The sequence below is a fragment of the Caulobacter sp. 17J80-11 genome, from assembly GCF_014349105.1.
Lineage (GTDB): Bacteria > Pseudomonadota > Alphaproteobacteria > Caulobacterales > Caulobacteraceae > 17J80-11.
Genome location: NZ_JACSJI010000004.1, coordinates 1 through 18,550 on the forward strand (window position 1 = coordinate 1; position 18,550 = coordinate 18,550).

At 70.8% G+C, this 18,550-nt stretch carries 19 protein-coding genes; 9 read left to right on the forward strand and 10 right to left on the reverse strand.

Translation table 11 applies throughout. The annotated features are described in order from the left end of the window. Nucleotides 1-121 precede the first annotated feature (121 nt). On the reverse strand, nt 122-1,381 hold the full coding sequence (locus tag H8B08_RS05460; RefSeq protein ID WP_222934333.1) for an NRAMP family divalent metal transporter: 1,260 nt from the start codon (nt 1,379-1,381) through the stop codon (nt 122-124). Nucleotides 1,382-1,439: 58 nt separating this feature from the next. Beyond that, complete coding sequence (locus tag H8B08_RS05465; protein ID WP_187449195.1) at nt 1,440-2,360, reverse strand: LysR substrate-binding domain-containing protein; 921 nt, start codon at nt 2,358-2,360, stop codon at nt 1,440-1,442. Between the two features lie 98 nt (nt 2,361-2,458). Between H8B08_RS05465 and H8B08_RS19065 the strand changes: the two genes are divergently transcribed. Further along, nucleotides 2,459-2,593 carry a hypothetical protein gene (locus H8B08_RS19065; RefSeq protein ID WP_255500686.1) on the forward strand — a complete coding sequence of 45 codons (135 nt, stop codon included), beginning with the start codon at nt 2,459-2,461 and terminating at the stop codon, nt 2,591-2,593. 154 nt (nt 2,594-2,747) lie between these two features. On the opposite strand, the gene H8B08_RS05470 is transcribed toward H8B08_RS19065, so the two are convergent. After that, complete coding sequence (locus tag H8B08_RS05470; protein WP_370545416.1) at nt 2,748-3,296, reverse strand: superoxide dismutase family protein; 549 nt, start codon at nt 3,294-3,296, stop codon at nt 2,748-2,750. A 278-nt stretch (nt 3,297-3,574) separates the two neighbouring features. On the opposite strand from H8B08_RS05470, the gene gyrA reads away from it, so the two are divergent. Together gyrA and coaD are read left to right on the forward strand one after the other, a co-directional pair. Continuing rightward, nucleotides 3,575-6,313, forward strand: a complete 2,739-nt coding sequence (gene gyrA, locus H8B08_RS05475; protein WP_187449197.1) for a DNA gyrase subunit A — start codon at nt 3,575-3,577, stop codon at nt 6,311-6,313. Between the two features lie 32 nt (nt 6,314-6,345). Further along, a complete protein-coding gene (coaD, locus tag H8B08_RS05480; RefSeq protein ID WP_187449198.1) occupies nt 6,346-6,828 on the forward strand; it encodes a pantetheine-phosphate adenylyltransferase in 483 nt (160 codons plus the stop codon). Here coaD and H8B08_RS05485 read toward each other — a convergent pair. From H8B08_RS05485 to H8B08_RS05500, 4 genes are all read right to left on the reverse strand, one after another. Next, complete coding sequence (locus tag H8B08_RS05485; protein WP_187449199.1) at nt 6,825-7,196, reverse strand: hypothetical protein; 372 nt, start codon at nt 7,194-7,196, stop codon at nt 6,825-6,827. The two genes, coaD and H8B08_RS05485, sit on opposite strands and share 4 nt — an antisense overlap. 41 nt (nt 7,197-7,237) lie before the next feature. After that, the gene (locus tag H8B08_RS05490) at nt 7,238-7,795 is read right to left on the reverse strand and encodes a hypothetical protein (RefSeq protein ID WP_187449200.1); all 558 of its coding nucleotides are present in this window, start codon (nt 7,793-7,795) and stop codon (nt 7,238-7,240) included. A gap of 76 nt (nt 7,796-7,871) precedes the next feature. Next, a complete protein-coding gene (locus H8B08_RS05495) occupies nt 7,872-8,150 on the reverse strand; it encodes a hypothetical protein (RefSeq protein ID WP_187449201.1) in 279 nt (92 codons plus the stop codon). Between the two features lie 53 nt (nt 8,151-8,203). Beyond that, complete coding sequence (locus H8B08_RS05500; protein ID WP_187449202.1) at nt 8,204-8,509, reverse strand: hypothetical protein; 306 nt, start codon at nt 8,507-8,509, stop codon at nt 8,204-8,206. 401 nt (nt 8,510-8,910) lie between these two features. Here H8B08_RS05500 and H8B08_RS05505 point away from each other — a divergent pair, with 401 nt between their 5' ends. The 4 genes from H8B08_RS05505 (at nt 8,911) to H8B08_RS05520 (ending at nt 12,366) form a co-directional block, all read left to right on the forward strand. After that, a complete protein-coding gene (locus tag H8B08_RS05505) occupies nt 8,911-9,738 on the forward strand; it encodes a peptidylprolyl isomerase (RefSeq protein ID WP_187449203.1) in 828 nt (275 codons plus the stop codon). Nucleotides 9,739-9,855: 117 nt separating this feature from the next. Beyond that, complete coding sequence (locus H8B08_RS05510; RefSeq protein ID WP_187449204.1) at nt 9,856-10,713, forward strand: peptidylprolyl isomerase; 858 nt, start codon at nt 9,856-9,858, stop codon at nt 10,711-10,713. A 131-nt stretch (nt 10,714-10,844) separates the two neighbouring features. Next, nucleotides 10,845-11,690 (forward strand): peptidylprolyl isomerase, encoded by an 846-nt coding sequence (locus H8B08_RS05515; RefSeq protein ID WP_255500690.1) that lies wholly within the window; start codon nt 10,845-10,847, stop codon nt 11,688-11,690. A 1-nt stretch (nt 11,691) separates the two neighbouring features. Continuing rightward, entirely contained in the window at nt 11,692-12,366 is a 675-nt protein-coding gene (locus H8B08_RS05520; RefSeq protein WP_187449206.1) for a peptidylprolyl isomerase, read from the forward strand. 171 nt (nt 12,367-12,537) lie between these two features. Here the strand turns inward: H8B08_RS05520 and H8B08_RS05525 are convergent, their stop codons facing one another. Further along, entirely contained in the window at nt 12,538-13,611 is a 1,074-nt protein-coding gene (locus tag H8B08_RS05525; RefSeq protein WP_187449207.1) for a Ppx/GppA phosphatase family protein, read from the reverse strand. A gap of 248 nt (nt 13,612-13,859) precedes the next feature. Between H8B08_RS05525 and hspQ the strand changes: the two genes are divergently transcribed. Beyond that, nucleotides 13,860-14,189: a heat shock protein HspQ gene (gene hspQ / locus H8B08_RS05530; protein ID WP_187449208.1), complete on the forward strand. Its 330-nt coding sequence runs from the start codon at nt 13,860-13,862 to the stop codon at nt 14,187-14,189. A 237-nt stretch (nt 14,190-14,426) separates the two neighbouring features. Next, nucleotides 14,427-15,146, forward strand: coding sequence for a carbonic anhydrase (locus tag H8B08_RS05535; RefSeq protein ID WP_187449209.1), 720 nt, complete (start codon nt 14,427-14,429; stop codon nt 15,144-15,146). Between the two features lie 4 nt (nt 15,147-15,150). Here the strand turns inward: H8B08_RS05535 and H8B08_RS05540 are convergent, their stop codons facing one another. Together H8B08_RS05540 and H8B08_RS05545 are read right to left on the reverse strand one after the other, a co-directional pair. Beyond that, nucleotides 15,151-17,649, reverse strand: coding sequence for a response regulator (locus H8B08_RS05540; RefSeq protein ID WP_187449210.1), 2,499 nt, complete (start codon nt 17,647-17,649; stop codon nt 15,151-15,153). 159 nt (nt 17,650-17,808) lie between these two features. Further along, on the reverse strand, nt 17,809-18,498 hold the full coding sequence (locus H8B08_RS05545) for a glutathione S-transferase family protein (protein WP_187449211.1): 690 nt from the start codon (nt 18,496-18,498) through the stop codon (nt 17,809-17,811). Nucleotides 18,499-18,550: the final 52 nt, after the last annotated feature.

An 18,550-nucleotide genomic window follows, 5' to 3' on the forward strand; every position in this document is an offset into this window, starting at 1 on the left:
GAAGGCGGCCGCACCGTCGGCGCCGGCGTCGTGGCCAAGATCCTCGAGTAGTCGGTCAGCGCTTAACCGCGCAGAACGAATGAAACCCCGCCGGAGCGATCCGGCGGGGTTTTTGTTTTGCTCACCGCGCGAAGAACATGGCCGCCGCGGCGACAGCCATGACGGCGGTCGCGCCCCAGCCGCCCGCGCGCACCCAGGGGCCGATGGTGAAGCGTCCCATGCGGTCGCGGCGGCTGGCGACCAGCATCATCGCCGCCATGATCGGCACGGCGACCACACCGTTGAGCACCGCGCTCCAGAACAGGGCCTTGATCGGATCCAGGGGCGAGAAGTCGATGGCGACGCCCAGCAGCATGGCCGCGCCGATCACGCTGTAGAAGCCCACGGCGCGCCAGGGCTTCTCGCCCAGGCCTTCCTTCCAGCCGCGGCTTTCGCAGAGCGCGTAGGCGGCCGACCCGGCCAGGACCGGCACGGCCAGCAGGCCGGTGCCGATGATGCCCAGGCTGAACAGGGCGAAGGCGAAGGGGCCGGCCACCGGACGCAGCGCCTCCGCGGCCTCGGCCGCGGTCTGGATTTCGGTCTTGCCGTTGACGTGCAGGGTGGCGGCGGTGGCCAGCATGATCGCCATGGCCACGATGTTCGAGAAGGCCATGCCGACGAAGGTGTCCATGCGGATGCGCGCCAGCTCCCGCTTGGCCTGGCGCGGAGCCTCCTTCAGCGGCTTCGCCTTCGGGTTCTCGTTGACCTCCTCCACCTCCTGGGAGCTCTGCCAGAAGAACAGGTAGGGGCTGATGGTGGTGCCGAAGACCGCCACGATCATGGTCATGGCCCCGCCGTTCAGCTCGAACTCAGGCAGGACCAGGCTTTTCAGCGCCGCGCCCCAGTCGAGCTCGACCACGAACAGGGTCGCCACATAGGTCAGCAGCGCCATGGTCAGGATCTTCAGAAAACGGGCGTAGCGGCGGTAGGAGACGAACACCTGCAGCAGCAGGGATCCGAGCCCGAAGGCGACGGTCGCGACGTGGGCGTTCCAGCCGAGGGCGAGCTTCGCCGCGGCGCCCATGCCGGCGAGGTCGGCGCCGATGTTGATGGTGTTCGCGAAGAACAACAGGGCGACCAGCGCTGTGACCACCGGGCGGGGGAACACCTCGCCCATGTTCTTCGCCAGGCCCGCCCCGGTGACCCGCCCGATCTCGGCGCTGACCAGCTGGATGGCGGTCATCAGCGGATAGGTGAGGACCAGGGTCCACAGCATGTTGAAGCCGAACCGGGCGCCCGCCTGCGAGTAGGTGGCGATACCGCTCGGATCGTCGTCGGCCGCGCCGGTGACCAGGCCGGGGCCGAGCTCCTTAGCCGCGCGGCGAAAGTGGCCGATGCGCAAGACGAACTCCTCTGTGGAGCTGCTAATTCGCCTGTCGCGGCGGGGTTCCTCTTGGGCGCTATTGGGGACGCGTCGCCGCGTAGGCCTGCACCGCCGGATCGGCGGCGGCCTCGGCCAGCAGCCAGTCGCGGAACAGCGCGATCTTGGGCGTGCGGCGCCGTTCGGTCGGGTAGGCCACCCAGTAGCCGGGCGAGGTCTCGACCACAGCTTCGAACGGCTGGACCAGCCGGCCGTCGGCCAGTTCGCGCGCGAACAGGATGGGGTTGGCCAGGGCCACGCCCTGGCCGGAAAGGGCGGAGGCGACCTCGGCGATCTGAGTGTCGGCCGTGAAGCGGGTGCGCCGCTCGCCCGAGCCCAGGCCCAGCGCGCCGAACCACTGGGCCCATTCGCTGTCGGTTCCGATACGCGGGGCGCTCGCGAGGTCGCGCGGAGTGTCCAGGCCGCCCAGCCGCTCCAGCAGGGAAGGCGCGAGCAGCGGCGTCTGGATCGAGGGCATCAGCCAGGTCGACTCCAGCCCGGGCCAGCGGCCGTCGCCGGCGCGCACGCCCAGGTCGAGGCCGCCGCCGGCCAGGTCCAGCAGGGACGGGTTGGTGTCGAGCCTGAGCGCCAGATCGGGGTGGGCCAGCTGAAAGCCGCCGAGCCTGGGCGACAGCCACTGGTTGGCCAAGGTGAACAGGGTGGTGACCGCCAGAACGCCCTTGCCGGTCTCGGTCAGGTCGGAAACCGCAGTGCGCAGCAGGCTCATGGCGTCGGTCGCGGCGCGCGACAGCCGCTCGCCGGCGGGGGTGAGGACGACCTCGCGCGGCAGGCGGCGGAACAGGCTTTGGCCCAGACGCCCCTCCAGCGACTTGATCTGCCAGCTGACCGCCGCCTGGGTCATGCCCAGCTCCTCGGCCGCGCGGGTGAAGCTGCCCAGGCGCGCGGCCGCCTCGAACACCCGCACGGCGGAGAGCGGCAGGGTCGCGAGCACGTCAGACATAAGCGGGCCTTATGGGGTCAGCAGGAGAACTGCGTTGTTCGAAACTGCAGATCGCGCGAATTCTCCTCGCGTTCAAGGCCCGCGCAAGGAGACCGGCTATGGAATACGCGTTCCGCTCCCATAAGGATGTTCCGTTCGGCTGGGCCCTGGCCCTGGGCCAGCTGTTCGCGCCCAAGCGCGAGCGCACCCGCCGCGCCGCCCCGCATGGGCGGGCGAGCGGAGGGCTGGCGTAAATCACGATCGTCATCCCGGCCGTAGCGAAGCGGAGAGCCGGGACCCAGTAAGCGCGACGCTGGTTGCCGCGTGATTGCAGCGTTCAGGTCGAGCTTGCTGGGTCCCGGCTCTCCCGCCCCCTTCGGGGACGTCCGGCCGGGATGACGGCTTGATTTAGCCCGCGGCCTTCAGCACCCCGCACACGATCCGGCCGCCGGAGTTGCCGGTCGGCTGGTTGTGCTGGTCGTCGGGATTGGCGTGGATCACGACGGCCGAGCCGTCGGCGTCCAGCAGGGCGGGGCGGCCCTCCGCGCCCTTGATCGACACCGAGTTGGACCAGACCGCCATCTCCACCCGGCCGCCGCCGTCGGCGAACAGGTTGGGCAGGTCGCCGGCCTCGTGGCCCTTGGGGTTGAGCAGGCCGTGCAGGTGGTCTCCGGCCTTGATGTGCGCGCCGGCGGAGGCGAAGTCCGGCCCGGTGCAGACGCCCTTCTCGTGGAAGTGCACGCCGTGCCAGCCGGACGGAATGCCGCTGGCCTCAATCCGCATCAGCAGCCCACCCGGGCCTTCGAAGATCGTGGCCGTGCCCACGCTGGCGCCCGAGGCGTCCTTCAGATCGGCGGAGGCGACCGGCTTGGGGGCGGGCTCGGCCGCAGCGGCGGGTTTTGCGGCGCCTTGGGCGCCCGCGGGGGCCGGGGCGGCGGCGAGGGCCGCGGCGATCAGGAACGCTTCGAACATCGGTCCTTCCTCTCGAGGTTTGTGCGTCCACTCAGAAACTGTCTGGCCGGCGAAGTCGATCACCCGAACGGAGGGGACGCGGAAATTCCCTTGTGGATCAGCCCCGCGGCCCGTCGCGTGGGGGAAATACTCCGGCCGGCTCGCCATATAGGCGCAAGGTCCCACAAACGGGTGGGGACAGCTCGACCGCGCCTTTTGCGCCAACGGGGCCAGGGTGCTAATCAGAGCGGGAACGCAATCGTTTCGATTCCCAAGCTTTCCCCGTGAGCGACGACGCGACCATACCCTCCGGTTCGGAGCCGGGCCGTGGGGGCATCGCCCCCATCGCCATCGAAGACGAGCTCAAGCGCTCGTACCTCGACTACGCCATGAGCGTGATCGTTTCGCGCGCCCTGCCGGACGCGCGCGACGGCCTCAAACCCGTGCACCGGCGCATCCTCTATTCGATGCACGAGCAGGGGAACACGCCGGACCGCCCCTATGTGAAGTCGGCGCGCATCGTCGGCGACGTGATGGGTAAGTATCACCCGCACGGCGACGCCGCGATCTACGACAGCTTGGTGCGCATGGCGCAGCCCTTCTCCATGGGGCTGGTGCTGGTCGACGGCCAGGGCAACTTCGGCTCGGTCGACGGCGATCCGGCGGCGGCCATGCGCTACACGGAATCGCGCATGGCCAAGCCCACCGTGGCGCTGCTGGCCGACATCGAGAAGGACACCGTCGACTTCCAGGCCAACTACGACGGCAAGGAACTCGAGCCGGTCGTCCTGCCGTCGCGGATCCCGAACCTGCTGGTCAACGGCGCCGGCGGCATCGCCGTCGGCATGGCCACCAACATCCCGCCGCACAACCTGGGCGAGGTGGTCGACGCCTGTCTGGCGCTGCTGGACGATCCGAACATCGGCCTGGACGAGCTCTTGGACATCGTCCCCGGCCCGGACTTCCCGACCGGCGGCGAGATCATCGGCCGGACCGCGCCGCGCAACGCGCTGATCTCGGGCCGCGGCTCGGTCATCACCCGGGGCAAGGCCTCGGTCGAGACCATCCGCAAGGACCGCGAGGCCGTGGTCATCACCGAGATCCCGTATCAGGTGAACAAGGCCACCATGATCGAGCGCATCGCCGAACTGGTGCGCGAGAAGAAGATCGAGGGCGTCTCCGACATCCGCGACGAGTCCGACCGCGACGGCATGCGCGTGGTGGTCGAGCTGAAGCGCGACGCCTCGGGCGACGTGGTCCTCAACCAGCTCTACCGCTACACCCAGCTGCAGACCTCGTTCGGGGTCAACATGCTGGCGCTGGACCGCGGCCGGCCCGAGCAGATGGGCCTGCGCAAGCTGCTCGACCTGTTCCTGGAGTTCCGGGAAGAGGTGGTGGTCCGCCGCACCAAGTTCGAGCTGGCCAAGGCCCGTGACCGCGGCCACGTGCTGGTCGGTCTGGCCATCGCGGTGGCCAACATCGACGAGGTCATCCACATCATCCGCTCCTCGGCCGATCCGACCGAGGCGCGCGAACGCCTGCAGGCGAAGAACTGGCCGGCCGGCGACATGATCTCGCTGGTCGAGCTGATCGCCGACCCGCGCTCGATCGTGCTGGACGGCGGCCTGATCCGCCTGACCGACGAGCAGACCCGCGCCATCCTGGCCCTGACCCTGTCGCGCCTGACGGGCCTGGGCCGCGACGAGATCTTCGACGAGGCGCGCCAGCTGGCCAGCGCCATCCAGGGCTATCTGGAAATCCTGGCCTCGCGCGAGCGGGTGCTGGGCATCGTTCGCGAAGAGCTGGTCGAGGTCCGCGACGCCTACGCCGTGCCGCGCCGCACCCAGATCGTGGAAGGCGACGCCGAGCTCGAGGACGAGGACCTGATCCCCCGCGAGGAGATGGTCGTCACCATCACCCACTCGGGCTACGTCAAGCGCACGCCCCTTTCGACCTATCGGGTCCAGCATCGCGGCGGCAAGGGCCGCGGCGGCATGGCCATGAAGGACGAGGACGCGATCGTGGGCGTGTTCAGCGCCTCCACTCACGCGCCGGTGCTGTTCTTCTCGTCCACCGGCAAGGTCTACAAGATGAAGGTGTGGCGCCTGCCGCTGGGCACGCCGACCTCCAAGGGCAAGGCCTGGGTCAACCTGCTGCCGCTCGACGGCGGCGAGACCATCACCAACGTGCTGCCGCTGCCCGAGGACGAGGCGCAGTGGGAAGCGCTGGACGTGATGTTCGCCACCCGCGCCGGCGACGTGCGCCGCAACAAGCTGTCCGACTTCGTCAACGTCAACCGCGCCGGCAAGATCGCCATGAAGCTGGGCGAGGACGACGCCATGGTCGGCGTGGCGATCGCCACCTCCGACCAGGACGTGTTGCTGACCACGGCGCTGGCGCGCTGCATCCGCTTCGCGGTGGACGACGTGCGGGTGTTCAAGGGCCGTGACTCCACCGGCGTGCGCGGCATCCGCCTCGCGTCCGGCGACGAGGTCATCTCCATGGCCGTGCTGAACCGCGTCGACGCCACCCCGGCCGAGCGCACAGCCTATCTGAAGGAGCTGCGCCGCCAGCTGGGCGAGACCGCCGAGGACGCCGCTCCGGCCGCCGAGGAGGCCGAGGAGGAGGGCGCGGAAGGCGTCGTCACCCTGAGCCCTGAGCGGTTCAACGAGCTGAAGGCGGCCGAGCAGGTGATCCTCACCGTGGCCGACACCGGCTTCGGCAAGCGCTCGTCGGCCTATGAATACCGGCGCACCGGACGCGGCGGCCAGGGCCTGCAGGCCCACGACCTGTCCAAGCGCGGCGGCAAGCTGGTCGCCTCCTTCCCGATCGAGGAAGGCGACGAGATTCTGCTGGTCACCGACGGCGGCCAGCTGATCCGCACGCCGGCCAGGCAGGTCCGCCGGGCTGGACGCAACACCCAGGGCGTGACCATCTTCCGCACCGCGGGCGGCGAGCGCGTCGTCTCGGTCGAGCGCCTGGCCGAGAGCGAGTCTGAAGAAGAGGCGGCGGTCGAGGCGTAAGCCTCGGCCGGCTGCAACGACGGGGGGCGCTGATGCGCGTCGGTCTCTATCCGGGCACCTTCGACCCGATCACCAACGGCCACCTGGACATCATCGGGCGGGCCGTGAAGCTGGTGGACCGGCTGGTGATCGGGGTCGCCATCAACCGCGACAAGGGCCCGCTGTTCAGCCTCGAGGAACGGGTCGAGACCGTCCGCGAGGAGTGCGCGAAGATCGCCGACGGCCAGATCGTCGTGCAGCCCTTCGACAGCCTGTTGATGCACTTCGCCGAGCAGGTCGGGGCGCAGGTCATCGTGCGCGGCCTGCGCGCGGTCGCCGACTTCGAATACGAATTCCAGATGACCGCGATGAACCAGCAGCTCAATCGCGACATCGAGACGGTCTTCCTGATGGCCGACCCCCGCCACCAGGCGGTGGCCTCGCGCCTGGTCAAGGAAATCGCCCGGCTGGGCGGTGACATCAGCGCCTTCGTGCCCGAGACGGTGGCCGGGCGGCTGCGGGCGAAGTTCGCCTAGGCGCGCCGAGCGTTCATCCAGGCGCGTCCGATGAGGACCGCCAGGCCCAGGTGCAGGACGACGGCCGGCCACAGCAGGATCCCGCCGAGGCCGGCGATCCCCAGCCAGGTCAGATAGGCGCCGGCGAGCAGGTTGTAGATCGCCTGAGCGCGGAGGGTCGCGACCGTCGGCCGCCAGCCGGCCAGGGCCAGCGCCAGCAGCGCGATCCCGGCTAGACGTCCGAGGGGCGGGCCCGCATCTGGCAGGCCGGCGCCCAGGACCAGCCGCGCGAACAGGGGCGGGCTGGCGAGCAGCAACAGGCCGGTCGCGCCGGCCTCGATCGCCGCGACGCGGACGATCCAGTCCGGTGCGGTGGGGCGGTGGGCCATGCCCGACAACGGCGCTGGCGGCCGGGCGGGTCCCTGGGCTCTCACATGCTGATCTGCGGCAGGTACAGCGCGAAGTAGCCGACCAGGGTCGCGAACAGGCCCAGCGCCGACACCCACTGCGCCCAGCGGGCGGGGACGAACCAGGCCAGGGCCAGCAGGCCCAGCATGACCGGGATGCTGGCGTTCACGCCTTCGAATTGCCTGGTCAGGGTGGCGTTCAGGATCGCGCCGATCACCAGGTAGACGCCCATGGCGACGGCGTAGCCGCGCCGGTTGTCCAGGTGGAACTGGTAGAGGTCGCGCGGCTCCTCCGACGCGGCCGGCGTGACGAACATGGCGAACAGGTAGAGCACCACGGTCGAGGCGAACACGATGAGCAGGACCGGCAGGCTCCAGGCCTGCAGGTCGCGCAGGCCCCAGAGGCTGAGCCACATGTCGAAGGTCAGCAGCAGGCACATCGCCGCCCACAGGGCGTGAAGCGCCGAGAACTTCACGCGGCCGCCGCCCTGCACCAGGGCGCCGAAACCGGACAGCAGATGGGTCAGGCCGAGCGACAGCACGACCGACACCAGGACCATCACGTACTCGAAGATAGACACGTCCGCCCCCAGCGACCTGCGTTCGCTGCGGAGCCTCCGCTGACTCGCGCAGGCGGTCGAGCCGGGCGGGCGGGACCTAGGCCCCGCCGCGGTCCAGGCTGCTGACGGCGACGCCGCCGGCCACCACCTTGACGCCCAGGAAGCGCATCACGCCGCCGGCGAAGCTGATCTCCTCGACCTTTACGGCCGGATCGCGCTTGAGCTCGGACTCGTCGCGGAGCGTCAGGCGCAGGGTCAGGGCGTCGGTGCGTAGGCCCTCGGCCTCGGCCGTGACGATGGCGTGGCGGAAGTCGGCCGAGCGAAGGGTCGGCGCGGTCTTGGTCAGGGTGGGAGCGGGGACCTTGAGGGGCGTCATCACGATGTCTCCTGAATAGGTGGGGCGATAGGGCGGGTCGCGGCGTAGGCGGTTCATGCAAGTCCCTTGGGCGTGGTCTCGAGCGTTCCGCGCGGGTCATCGAGCGCGGCCTTCAGCCGGCGCAGGTCGGTGGCCAGCGTTTCGCGGCGCGCGCGCCAGGACTGGAACAGCTCGGATTCCGCGACATAGGTGTCGCCGGCCCGGCCGCCGCGCAGGGTGCGGCGCAGGGCCCGCAGTTCCTTTTCGTTGTCACGCTCGAGACGCTTCAGCGCGTCCTCGCACGCCTTGATCGCGCGCCGGGTCTCGGCATAGCCGCGGCCGAGCGCGGCGGCGGCCTCGACGGGTGAAGCAGCGGTCACGCTATCTCTTCTGGAACGGAGAGCTGGAGGCCGAGATCACGATCGGCGGTTTCGGCTTTTCGGCCTTCGGCTTGCGCGGCTCGCGGCCGCTGCGTTTCTGACCCTTGGCCATGACGATGCTCCTGGTCGCGCGCGGCGGAGGTCCGGCGCGCGCGCGAGTTCCCGATCCGCGGATGCGTTCGGGCCGAATCGAATCGGGGTCGCGATGGTCATGGGCTGCCCCTTTCCGGGGCGTCGTCGGCCGGAGCGCGCGGCGCGCGGCCGTCCGGCTGACGAGCACGCCGTTTCTAGCATGCTTCGCGCGGGGCCGCGGATTATTCGGCGCGGCGCGACCTTCCGCCCGGCCACGCTCTGGACAAGCGCCCGCGAACCCGCTGACCTGCGCCCGAACTCGGGGGACCATGCCGTTGAAAGCCGTTCTGTTCGCCGCCGCCCTGGCGCTCGCCGTTCCGGCCGCGGCCTCGGCCGCCGGGCCCGTTCCGACCTGGCGGACGGTCGAGCCGGATGACGCCTGGGTGATCGACACCTCCAAGGGCCGCGTCGTGGTCGAGCTGGCGCCGGAGATCGCGCCCAGCGCGGTGGAGCGGATCAAGCTTTTGACCCGCGAGGGGCTCTACGACGGGCTGGAATTCCACCGGGTGATCGACTGGTTCATGGCCCAGACGGGCGATCCCGGAAACGTCGACGGCGGCAAGTCTTCTCATCCCGACCTGAAGCCGGAGTTCACCTTCCGGCGCGGGCCGCAGACCCCGTTTGCGGCGGTGGCCAATCCGTACGGCACCGTGCTGGGCTTCGTGCAGAGCGTGCCGGTGCAGGGCAATCCGGACGCCGCCATGGCGCGCGCCTCGGACGGCAAGGCCAGCGCCTGGGGCCTGTACTGCCAGGGCGTGGTCGGCATGGGCCGCGGCGAGGCCGAGGACAGCGCCAACTCCGAGTTCTTCCTGATGCGCCAGCCCTATCCGGCGCTGGACAAGCGCTACACCGTGGTCGGCCGGGTGGTCGTCGGCCTGGACGTGGTGCGCAAGCTGAAGACCGGCGAGCCGGTCAATAACGCCGACACCATGGTGAAGGTGCGCATGCTCTCCGACATCCCGGCCGCCGAGCGCCCGACCGTGCAGGTCATGGACGTCCGCAGCGCCGAGTTCGCCGCGCGGGTGGAGAAGGCGCGGACGGTCAAGGGCGCCGACTTCTCGCCGTGCGACCTCGAGATCCCGGCGCGGGTCAAATAGTTCGTCACCCTCGGGACAAGCCCGAGGGTGACGATTGAGTGGGGCGCAGTGCCCCGCACTGGACAATCCCCCCCGAACCCGCTGATCTCGACGCAAAGCTCCGGGGAGGGGAATCCCATGAAATCCGTCGTGCTCGCGGCCGTCGCCGCCCTGGCCGTCACGGGCGCCGTCCAGGCCGCGCCGAAGGGGCCGAAGAAGCCGCCGGCCGAAGTCGCGCCGAGCGCCGCCGACTGGCGGGCGCTGGATCCCGACAACACCCTGGTGATCGACACCACCAAGGGCCGCATCGTGGTCGAGCTTACGCCCGCCGCCGCGCCCCAGCACGTCGAGCGCATCAAGAAGCTGGCGCGCGAGGGCTTTTATGACGGCCAGTCCTGGCACCGGGTGATCGACTACTTCATGGCCCAGACCGGCGACCCGCTGGGCACGGGCGAGGGCCAGTCGCCCTATCCGGACGTGCCGGCCGAGTTCACCTTCCGCCGCGGCCCCGAGCTGGCCATGACGCCGGTGGCCAGGCCGGCCGGCGCGGTGCTGGGCTTCGTCGGGACCCTGCCGATCGCCACCCAGCCGGACGCGCTGATGGCCAGGACCGGCGACAAGAAGGTGCACGCCTGGGGGCTGTACTGCCCGGGCGTGGCCGGCATGGCCCGGGGCGACGAGCCCGACACCGCCAACAGCCAGTTCTTCATCATGCGCCAGCCCTATCCGGCGCTGGACAAGCGCTACACCATCTGGGGCCGGGCGGTGACCGGGCTGGACGTGGTGCGCGCGCTCAACGTCGGCGAGCCGCCGGAGAACCCGGACAAGATGGTCCGTGTGCGCATGATGGGCGACATGGCCGCCGCCGACGCGCCGAAGCTGAAGGTGATGGACACCAGCTCCAAGGCCTTCGCCGCCCTGGTCGACAAGGTGCGCAAGGAGAAGGGCGCGGACTTCTCGATCTGCGACATCGAGGTGCCGGTCCAAGGCGGTTGAGCCGTGGCATATCCTTCGCCGGGCTCAGGACGGGGGCGGGCTGAAATCCCTCATTCTGAGCTTGCCGAAGATGGCGTGAAACCGCACAGATCGACGGCTGCGCCTGTGAGGGGCCCGAGAGGGGAATGAGCATGAAAGCTGTCGTGATCGCCGCCCTTGCGGCTCTGGCCGGGCCTGCCGCCGTTTCGGCCGCCACGCCCGTCGCGCCGACCGTGACCGCCCAGGCCGCCGACTGGCGCGCGCTCGATCCCGAGAACACCCTGGTGATCGACACCACCAAGGGCCGCATCGTGCTGGAGCTGTCGCCCCAGGCCGCGCCGCGCCACGTGGAGCGCCTGAAGCAGCTGGCCCGCGAAGGTTTCTACGACGGCATCATCTGGCACCGGGTGATCAACGACTTCATGGCTCAGACCGGCGACCCGGAAGGCACCGGCCAGGGCGGTTCGAGCTATCCGGACCTGCAGGCCGAGTTCACCTTCCGCCGCGGCGCGGACGTGGCCTACGCCTCGATCGAGAGCGCCAAGGGCCAGTCGGTCGGCTTCGCCGGCCTGCTGCCGGTGCAGACCCAGGCCGACGACATGATGCTGTTCACCGCCGACCAGCGCGTGCCGGCCAACGGCCTGTTCTGCTCGGGCGTGGCCGGCATGGCCCGCACCGGCGACCCCAACACCGCCAACAGCCAGTTCTTCCTGATGCGCGGCGAGAACCACGTGCTGGACAAAAACTACACGGCCTTCGGCCGGGTGGCGTCGGGCCTGGACGTCGTGCGCAAGCTGGCGACCGGCGAGCCGCCGGCCAGCCCGGACAAGATGCTCAAGGTGCGCGTGATGGCCGACATGCCGGCCGCCGAACAGCCGAAGATCAAGGTGCTGGACGTCCGCTCCAAGGCCTTCACCGCCCTGGTCGACAAGGTCCGCAAGGAAAAGGGCGCCGCCTTCTCGGTTTGCGACGTCGACGTCCCGACCCAGGGCGCGTGAGGTGAGGGCGCTCGCCGCCGTCCTCGCCCTGCTGGCCGCTCCGGCCGCGGCGGCCGAGCGGACGGCGGTCGCGCCGGAAAACGTGCTGGTGATCGACACCGGCAAGGGCCGGGTGCTGGTCGAACTGGTCCCCGAAGCCGCGCCCGCCCACGTGGCGCGCGTGAAAGAACTTGCCCGCGAAGGCTATTACGACGGCGCGCGCTTCTACCGGGTGGTTCCCAACTACATCGCCCAGGGCGGCGAGAAGCGGACCGACGGCGTCTATCCCTCGGGCAAGGGCGCGCTGAAGGCCGAGTTCACCTTCAAGGCCGCCGGCGACGCGGTCGGGCCGCTGCCGCTGGCGAAGGGCGCCGACGGGACCGCCTGGGCGAAGTTCTGCCCCGGCGTGCTGGCCATGGCCCACTACGACGACCCCGACAGCGGCGACAGCCAGTTCTTCATCGTCACCGGCTACGCACCGCTGGAGAAGCAGTTCACCGTCTTCGGCCGGGTGATCGCCGGCATGGACGCCGTGCGCGCGCTGGCCCCCGGCGAGCCGCCCGCTCAGCCTGACACGATGCAGAAGGTGCGGGTTCTGGCCGACGATCCGGCGTTCAAGGGCGCGACGGTCACCCGCGACGTGCTGGCGCCGGGCGCCAGGTGCGAGCAGGCGCTGGAGGGCCGGGTCGACCAATAACTCCCTTCTCCCCTTGTGGGAGAAGGTGGCCGGCGGAGCCGGCCGGATGAGGGGTGTCGGCGGTCGAGACCAGGATTGAGAGCGGGGGGCCAAACGCGGCCGGCGTCGCGCCCGCACCCCTCATCCGACGCGCTCCGCGCGCCACCTTCTCCCGCAAGGGGAGAAGGGGAGTCAGCTGACCTTCGCCGGCCCGCGCCGCCGTTTCCGCCGCCGCTTGCGGTTCCTGTCCTTCATCAGCGACAGCAGCATGCCTTCGCGCAGGCCCCGGTCGGCGACGCGGACGCGCTGGCAGGGCCACAGTTCCTGCACGGCTTCCAGGATGGCCGCCCCGGCCAGCACCAGGTCGGCGCGGTCGGGGCCGATGCAGGGCTCGGCGGCGCGGCCCGTGCGGCCCATGTCCATCAGCTTGCCGGCCGCGGCCTGGCAGTCGGCGTGGGTCAGCCACAGGCCGTCGACGCGGTTCCTGTCATAGCGCTGCAGGCCCAGGTGCATGCCGGCCAGGCTGGTGATGGCGCCTGACGTGCCGACCAGGTGGGCGCGGCCGTCGGCGAACATCGAACGCACGGCCTCGGCGCCTTCGAAGGCCGAGATCTCGGCCTTCACCGAGTCGACCATGGCCCGCCACCAGAGGTCCTGGTCTTCGTCCGGCTCGGGGAAGCGCTCGGCCAGGCTCACCACGCCGACGGCGATCGACAGCCAGGCCTTGATGTCGGTGCGCGGGCGCCCGTCGCGGCCCGGCGTCAGGGCCACCCAGGACAGTTCCGTCGAGCCGCCGCCGACGTCGACCACCAGGGCGGCCTCGGCCTCGCGGTCCAGCAGGTTGCGGCAGCCGGCCACCGCCAGGCGGGCCTCCTCGTCGGGGCCGATGATGGTCAGCTTCAGCCCGGTCTCTTCCTCGACCCGGCGCACGAATTCGGGGCCGTTGACGGCCGAGCGGCAGGCGGCGGTGGCCACGGCCTTCAGTCGCGCCACGCGCCGGCGGCGAATCTTCTCGGCGCAGATGCGCAGGGCCGCGACGGCGCGGTCCATGGCCTCGGGCTGCAGCCGGCCGGTGTGGGTCAGGCCCTCGCCCAGCCGCACGATCCTGGAAAACGCCTCGACGACGCGGAAGCCGCCGTCCGCCGGGGTGGCGATCAGCAGGCGGCAGTTGTTGGTCCCCAGATCCAAGGCGGCGAAATGCTCCGCCTCGGGCCTGGGGCTGCGACCGGCCTGGCCGCTGCGCGGCCTGGCGGGAGCCTCGGACATGGCTCGACCCCTAAGGTGAGGGCCGCCGTCGCGACCCACATGCGCCGCGCCGAAACAACCCGCTTCACGACCAAGGTAGCGAGCGCCGGGACGAGGGCAAGGTCAGCGGTGAGGGTTTGTCCGTCCACCTACGGGGAACCCTGACCGGGCAAGGGAGGAAAAGTTCGGTCCCCGCGGCCGTATCCTGACGGAACACCCGTGTTCGCCGTTCATCATTCGGTCAGGCGTAGGGGAGCACCCTTACGGGCATGAACACGCGCATCGCCAAGTATGGGATCGGCCAGGTCGTGCGCCACCGCTTGTTCCCCTTCCGGGGGGTGGTGTTCGACGTGGATCCCGAGTTCGCCAGCAACGAAGAGTGGTGGCGGGCCATCCCCGAGAACGTGCGGCCGTCCAAGGACCAGCCGTTCTATCACCTGATCGCCGACGGCGAGGACGGCGGCTACGTCGCCTACGTCTCGGAGCAGAACCTGGAGGCGGACGACACCGGCCAGCCGGTGAAGAACCCCCAGGCCGATCAGGTGTTCGTGGCCTTCGACCACGGGCGATATATGCCCAAGCCCAGGCAGCTGAACTGAGCAATCAATCCGTCACCCTCGGGCTTGTCCCGAGGGCCCAGGGTTCAGCCTCCACGAAAAGCGCCGAGTTCGCGCCGACATCGACGCGCGCGCGCGTCCAGCCGTTCTGCGACGGACGACTGGGCCCTCGAGACAAGCCCGAGGGTGACGACGCTGGATGATCTGTCAGGCTTTGTGATCGCCCCGCCGCCGCGCTCGGGGCTATAGTGCCGCCGCTTTGAAGCGGAGCGGCGCGCGATGGCCTGGTTGTTCGGCAAGGGGCGAAACGGCGGACGCGGCGGCAAGCCGCCCGAAGGTCCGCCGCCGCCGGAGCCGCCGTCCGGCGACGACCATCCCTTTTCCGGCGACGTGGACGTCGGCGCGCTCGGCCCCGAGGGGGCGCTCGAGCTGCTGAAGGCCGGCAACCGCGCCTTCCTGAGCGGGCAGGGCGTGATCAGCCACGTCACCGCCGCCGACCTGGCGGGCCTGCGCGAGGCCCAGCACCCGTTCGCCGCGGTGATCGCCTGCGCCGACAGCCGCACGCCGCCGACCATCCTGTTCAACCAGGGCCTGGGGCGGCTGTTCATCGTCCGGGTGGCGGGCAACACCATCGACCGGCGCGGCCTGGCCTCGATCGTCTACGCGGTGAAGCACCTGAAGTGCCCGCTGGTCCTGGTGCTGGGCCATACCGGCTGCGGCGCGGTCGCCGCCGCCGAGGCGGTGGTCGACGGCAAGATGGAGCTGGATCCGTCGCTGGAGGAGATGGTCACCCCGATCATCCCGGCGGTCCTGCACGTGCGCGCCCGCGGCGGGCACGCCGACGCGGCGATCGCGGCGGTGGAGGAGAACGCCCGACGCGTGGCCGAGCGGCTGCGCACCGCCGAAACCGCGCTCGCCGAGGCGATGGCGGAAGGCCGGCTGAAGATCGTCGCCGCGGTTAAGCACATCGACACCGGCGAGGTGAAGTTCCTCGATTGAGGGCTCAGGCCGCCGCGCTTTCCGCGTCATCGGCCGCCGGCGTCAGCGCCTCGTTCAGCGCGGTCAGCAGGGCCACGGCGGTGACCGGCTTGGCGACGTGGCCGTCTGCGCCGGCCTGTCCGGCCGCCTCGCGGTGCTCGGGCATGGCGTTGGCGGTCAGCATCAGGATCGGCGTGCGCGGCGCGCCGGAGGCCTGCTCCTGGGCGCGGATGCGGCGGGTGGCCTCCAGGCCGTCCATCACCGGCATCTGCATGTCCATCAGCACCACGTCGTAGCGGTCGCGCTGCAGGGCCTCGACCGCTTCGGCGCCGTTCTCGACGGTGGAGACCTCGACCCCGAAGTCGGCCAGCATGACGCGCACCACCTGACGGTTGGTCGGGTGGTCGTCGGCCAGCAGCACGCGCACGGCGCGCTCGGCGACCGGTTCGGGTTGGGACGCGACGGCGTCGGGCTCGGAGTCGTGAGGAGCGGAGGGCAGGGGCAGTTCGGCCCAGAACACCGAGCCCAGGCCCGGTGTGGAATCGCAGTCCAGCGTTCCGCCCATCAGCTCGGCCAGCTGGCTCGAGATGGCCAGGCCCAGGCCGCTGCCGCCATAGCGGCGGGTGATCGAACCGTCGGCCTGTTCGAAGCGGCCGAACAGCCGGTGCTTCTGGGCCGCGTCGAAGCCCACGCCGGTGTCCAGCACCGCGAAGCGGGCGCGGCCTTCGCCGGCCGGCTGGACCGAGAGGGTCACGCGGCCGGTCTCGGTGAACTTCACCGCGTTGCTGACGAGGTTGACCAGCACCTGGCGCAGGCGCGCGGAGTCGCCGACGCAGACGGCCTCCATCTCCGGCGCGATCTCGACCTCCAGGGCCAGGCCCTTTTCGTCGGCGCGCAGGCGGCTCAACGCGGCCACGGCGCGGACCAGGTCGCCGACATGGAACGGGGCGTTCTCGACCGCCAGGCGGCCGGCCTCGACCCGGGCCAGGTCCAGCACGTCCGACAGCAGCCTCTCCAGGGCCTGGGCCGAGGAGTCGACGATCTGCGCCATCTCGTGCTCGCGCGGCGGCAGGTCGGCCTTGGCCAGCAGGCCGGCCAGACCCACCACGCCGTTCAGCGGCGTGCGGATCTCGTGGCTCATATTGGCCAGGAATTCGCTCTTGGCCCGGTTGGCGGCCTCGGCCTGCACCTGGGCGGCCTTCAGCCGGCGGGCGGCGCGGCGCTGCCAGACCAGGGTGGCGGCGGCCGACAGCACGAACACGCCGGCGATGGCGAACATCCAGTGCTGGGCGGCGATGACGTCCTGCTGCAGGGCGGCGTTTCGCTTGGCGGTCTCCAGCTGCTCGCGGCGGCGCTGCAGCTGGCCCTGCATTTCCGAGGTGATCTGGTGCACGCCGGCGTTGAACTTCCGGGCCGAGCCTTCGGCGCGGTGCTGGTAGTAGGCGCGCTGTTTCTCGAAGGCCTGATCGTAGCGGCCTTGGGCGCGCAGCACCTCGGCCTCGACCTGCAGCAGGCGCGATCCGCCGCCGATCGCGCGCAGCCGCGCCAGGTCGTGGGCCGCGGCGGCCGTCTGGCCGGTCTGGGCGCGGGCGATGGCGCGCATGGGCAGCAGGGCGGGGGCCAGGAACTCCGCGCCCTTCAGCTCCTCGCCCATGCCGTCGAAGCAGGCCAGCACGTCGCGGGGTGCGTCGCGGGCCTCGCTGACCATGCCGCACAGATAGCGGTCCCACTTCTTCAGGCTGGCCAGGTCCGACCGTGAGGCGAGCCGGTGGTGGGCTTCGTAGAGGTCGCTCGCCAGGTCCTTTTCGCCAAGCCGGACCGCCAGGCTGGCCAGGTTGTAGACGCTGTCGAAGTCGGGTCGGGGATAGCCGGTGGCGGCGGAATCGAACTCGAAGCGGCGGAAGGCGTCGGCCGCGCCCTGCAGGTCGCTGAGGTCCATCAGCACCAGGCCGGTGATCTCCCAGACGCCGGCGCGGGCGGTGGCGGCGTAACGGTCCTTGGCCGGGATCAGGGTGTCGGCGTAGGCCAAAAGCTTCAGGGCCGAGCCGACCTGGTCGGTGCGCAGGATGTAGGCGCGCATGCGAAGCGCGTGGACGCGGGCGTACCAGTCGGTTTCGGCGGCCGCGATGCGGGCGATCTCGGCCGACGCGCTCTCGTCGCCCTCGTCATAGCGGGCGCGGGCGGCGTTGGTGCGGGCGATCGACAGATAGCGCGCGTCGTTGTCGCGCTCGGCCTGGGCGCGCAGGCGCCCGTTCCACAGCTCGAACTGCTCGAACTCGGACTGGTTGAGATAGACCCAGGCGACGTGCTGCAGGCGATCTAGGCGCTCGCGGCCTTCGAGCTCCATGGCCGCCTGGCCGAAGGCCGACAGCGCCTTGAAGCTGGTGTGGTCGGCGCGGTCCTCGACGGCGCGCGTCAGGGCGTGGAGCGCGTCGGTGCCCGTCGGCTGCGCGTGCACGCCGAGCGGCAGGGCGGACGCCAACGAGGCCGCCAGAATCGGACCAAGAACTCTGACGCCGCGCATGGCTGCTCCCAGGACGGCGCACTGTCGAACGGCGGCCTTGAGAAAGCGTGAAGGCCCGCGCCCGCGTATGTCGAGGTCACGGGAGTTCGCGCCGCTTCGGTCGCCAAAATTGCGTTTGATTCAGCGTGTGGCGGTCGCTCGCCGCAGCTTGCCTAAGCTTCAGGCCGCGGGCGCGCGCAGGTCCTCCAGCCAGGTCCCGGCCTGCCGCGCCTCGTCCTCGTGGCCGGGCTCGCGCCAGGTCTCGGCCAGGGCGTCGGCGTACCAGGCCCGCATGGCCGGCAGGTCCAGCACGCGCCGCACATAGCCTGCCGCCGGCGCCGAAAGCTCCAGCCCGTAGGTCTGCGCGCGGAAGGCGACCGGGGCGAAGAAGGCGTCGACGGCGGTGAAGGCCGCGCCGGCGAGGTACGGCCCGCCGAACCGCTCCAGCCCCTCGCGCCACAGCTCGTCGATGCGGGCCACTTCGGTGTCCAGGGCGGGAGAGGTCGTGCTCAGCCGCACGCGCAGGCCGCAGTTCATAGTGCAGGTGTTGCGCAGCGCGCCGAAGCCCGAGTGCATCTCCGCCGCCGCCGAACGAGCCCAGGCGCGCGCCTCGCGCCCGGCCGGCCAGACGCCCGGGTGCGCCTCGGCCAGGTATTCGCAAATGGCCAGCGAGTCCCAGACCTGGGTCGCGCCGTCGATCAGGCACGGCACCTTGCCGGTGGGCGAGAAGTGGCGGAAGGCCGCCCAGCTCGAGCCGGTCTCGAACGGGACCAGCCGCTCCTCGAACGGGATGTCCAGGGCGCGCATCAGCACCCAGGGGCGCAGCGACCAGGACGAGTAGTTCTTGTTGCCGATGTAGAGGGCGTACATGCGCGCGGTCTCCGGACGGGAGGTCCGGCGTACGGCGATCCGCGTCGGGCGG

Excerpts from the sequence above, each read along its gene's own strand:
- H8B08_RS05465 (WP_187449195.1), bottom strand. The coding sequence starts at position 2,360 with ATGTCTGACGTGCTCGCGACCCTGCCGCTCTCCGCCGTGCGGGTGTTC.
- H8B08_RS19065 (WP_255500686.1), top strand. The coding sequence starts at position 2,459 with ATGGAATACGCGTTCCGCTCCCATAAGGATGTTCCGTTCGGCTGGGCC.
- coaD (WP_187449198.1), top strand. The coding sequence starts at position 6,346 with ATGCGCGTCGGTCTCTATCCGGGCACCTTCGACCCGATCACCAACGGC.
- H8B08_RS05485 (WP_187449199.1), bottom strand. The coding sequence starts at position 7,196 with ATGGCCCACCGCCCCACCGCACCGGACTGGATCGTCCGCGTCGCGGCG.
- H8B08_RS05495 (WP_187449201.1), bottom strand. The coding sequence starts at position 8,150 with ATGACGCCCCTCAAGGTCCCCGCTCCCACCCTGACCAAGACCGCGCCG.
- H8B08_RS05505 (WP_187449203.1), top strand. The coding sequence starts at position 8,911 with ATGCCGTTGAAAGCCGTTCTGTTCGCCGCCGCCCTGGCGCTCGCCGTT.
- H8B08_RS05510 (WP_187449204.1), top strand. The coding sequence starts at position 9,856 with ATGAAATCCGTCGTGCTCGCGGCCGTCGCCGCCCTGGCCGTCACGGGC.
- H8B08_RS05515 (WP_255500690.1), top strand. The coding sequence starts at position 10,845 with ATGAAAGCTGTCGTGATCGCCGCCCTTGCGGCTCTGGCCGGGCCTGCC.
- H8B08_RS05525 (WP_187449207.1), bottom strand. The coding sequence starts at position 13,611 with ATGTCCGAGGCTCCCGCCAGGCCGCGCAGCGGCCAGGCCGGTCGCAGC.
- hspQ (WP_187449208.1), top strand. The coding sequence starts at position 13,860 with ATGAACACGCGCATCGCCAAGTATGGGATCGGCCAGGTCGTGCGCCAC.
- H8B08_RS05535 (WP_187449209.1), top strand. The coding sequence starts at position 14,427 with ATGGCCTGGTTGTTCGGCAAGGGGCGAAACGGCGGACGCGGCGGCAAG.
- H8B08_RS05540 (WP_187449210.1), bottom strand. The coding sequence starts at position 17,649 with ATGCGCGGCGTCAGAGTTCTTGGTCCGATTCTGGCGGCCTCGTTGGCG.
- H8B08_RS05545 (WP_187449211.1), bottom strand. The coding sequence starts at position 18,498 with ATGTACGCCCTCTACATCGGCAACAAGAACTACTCGTCCTGGTCGCTG.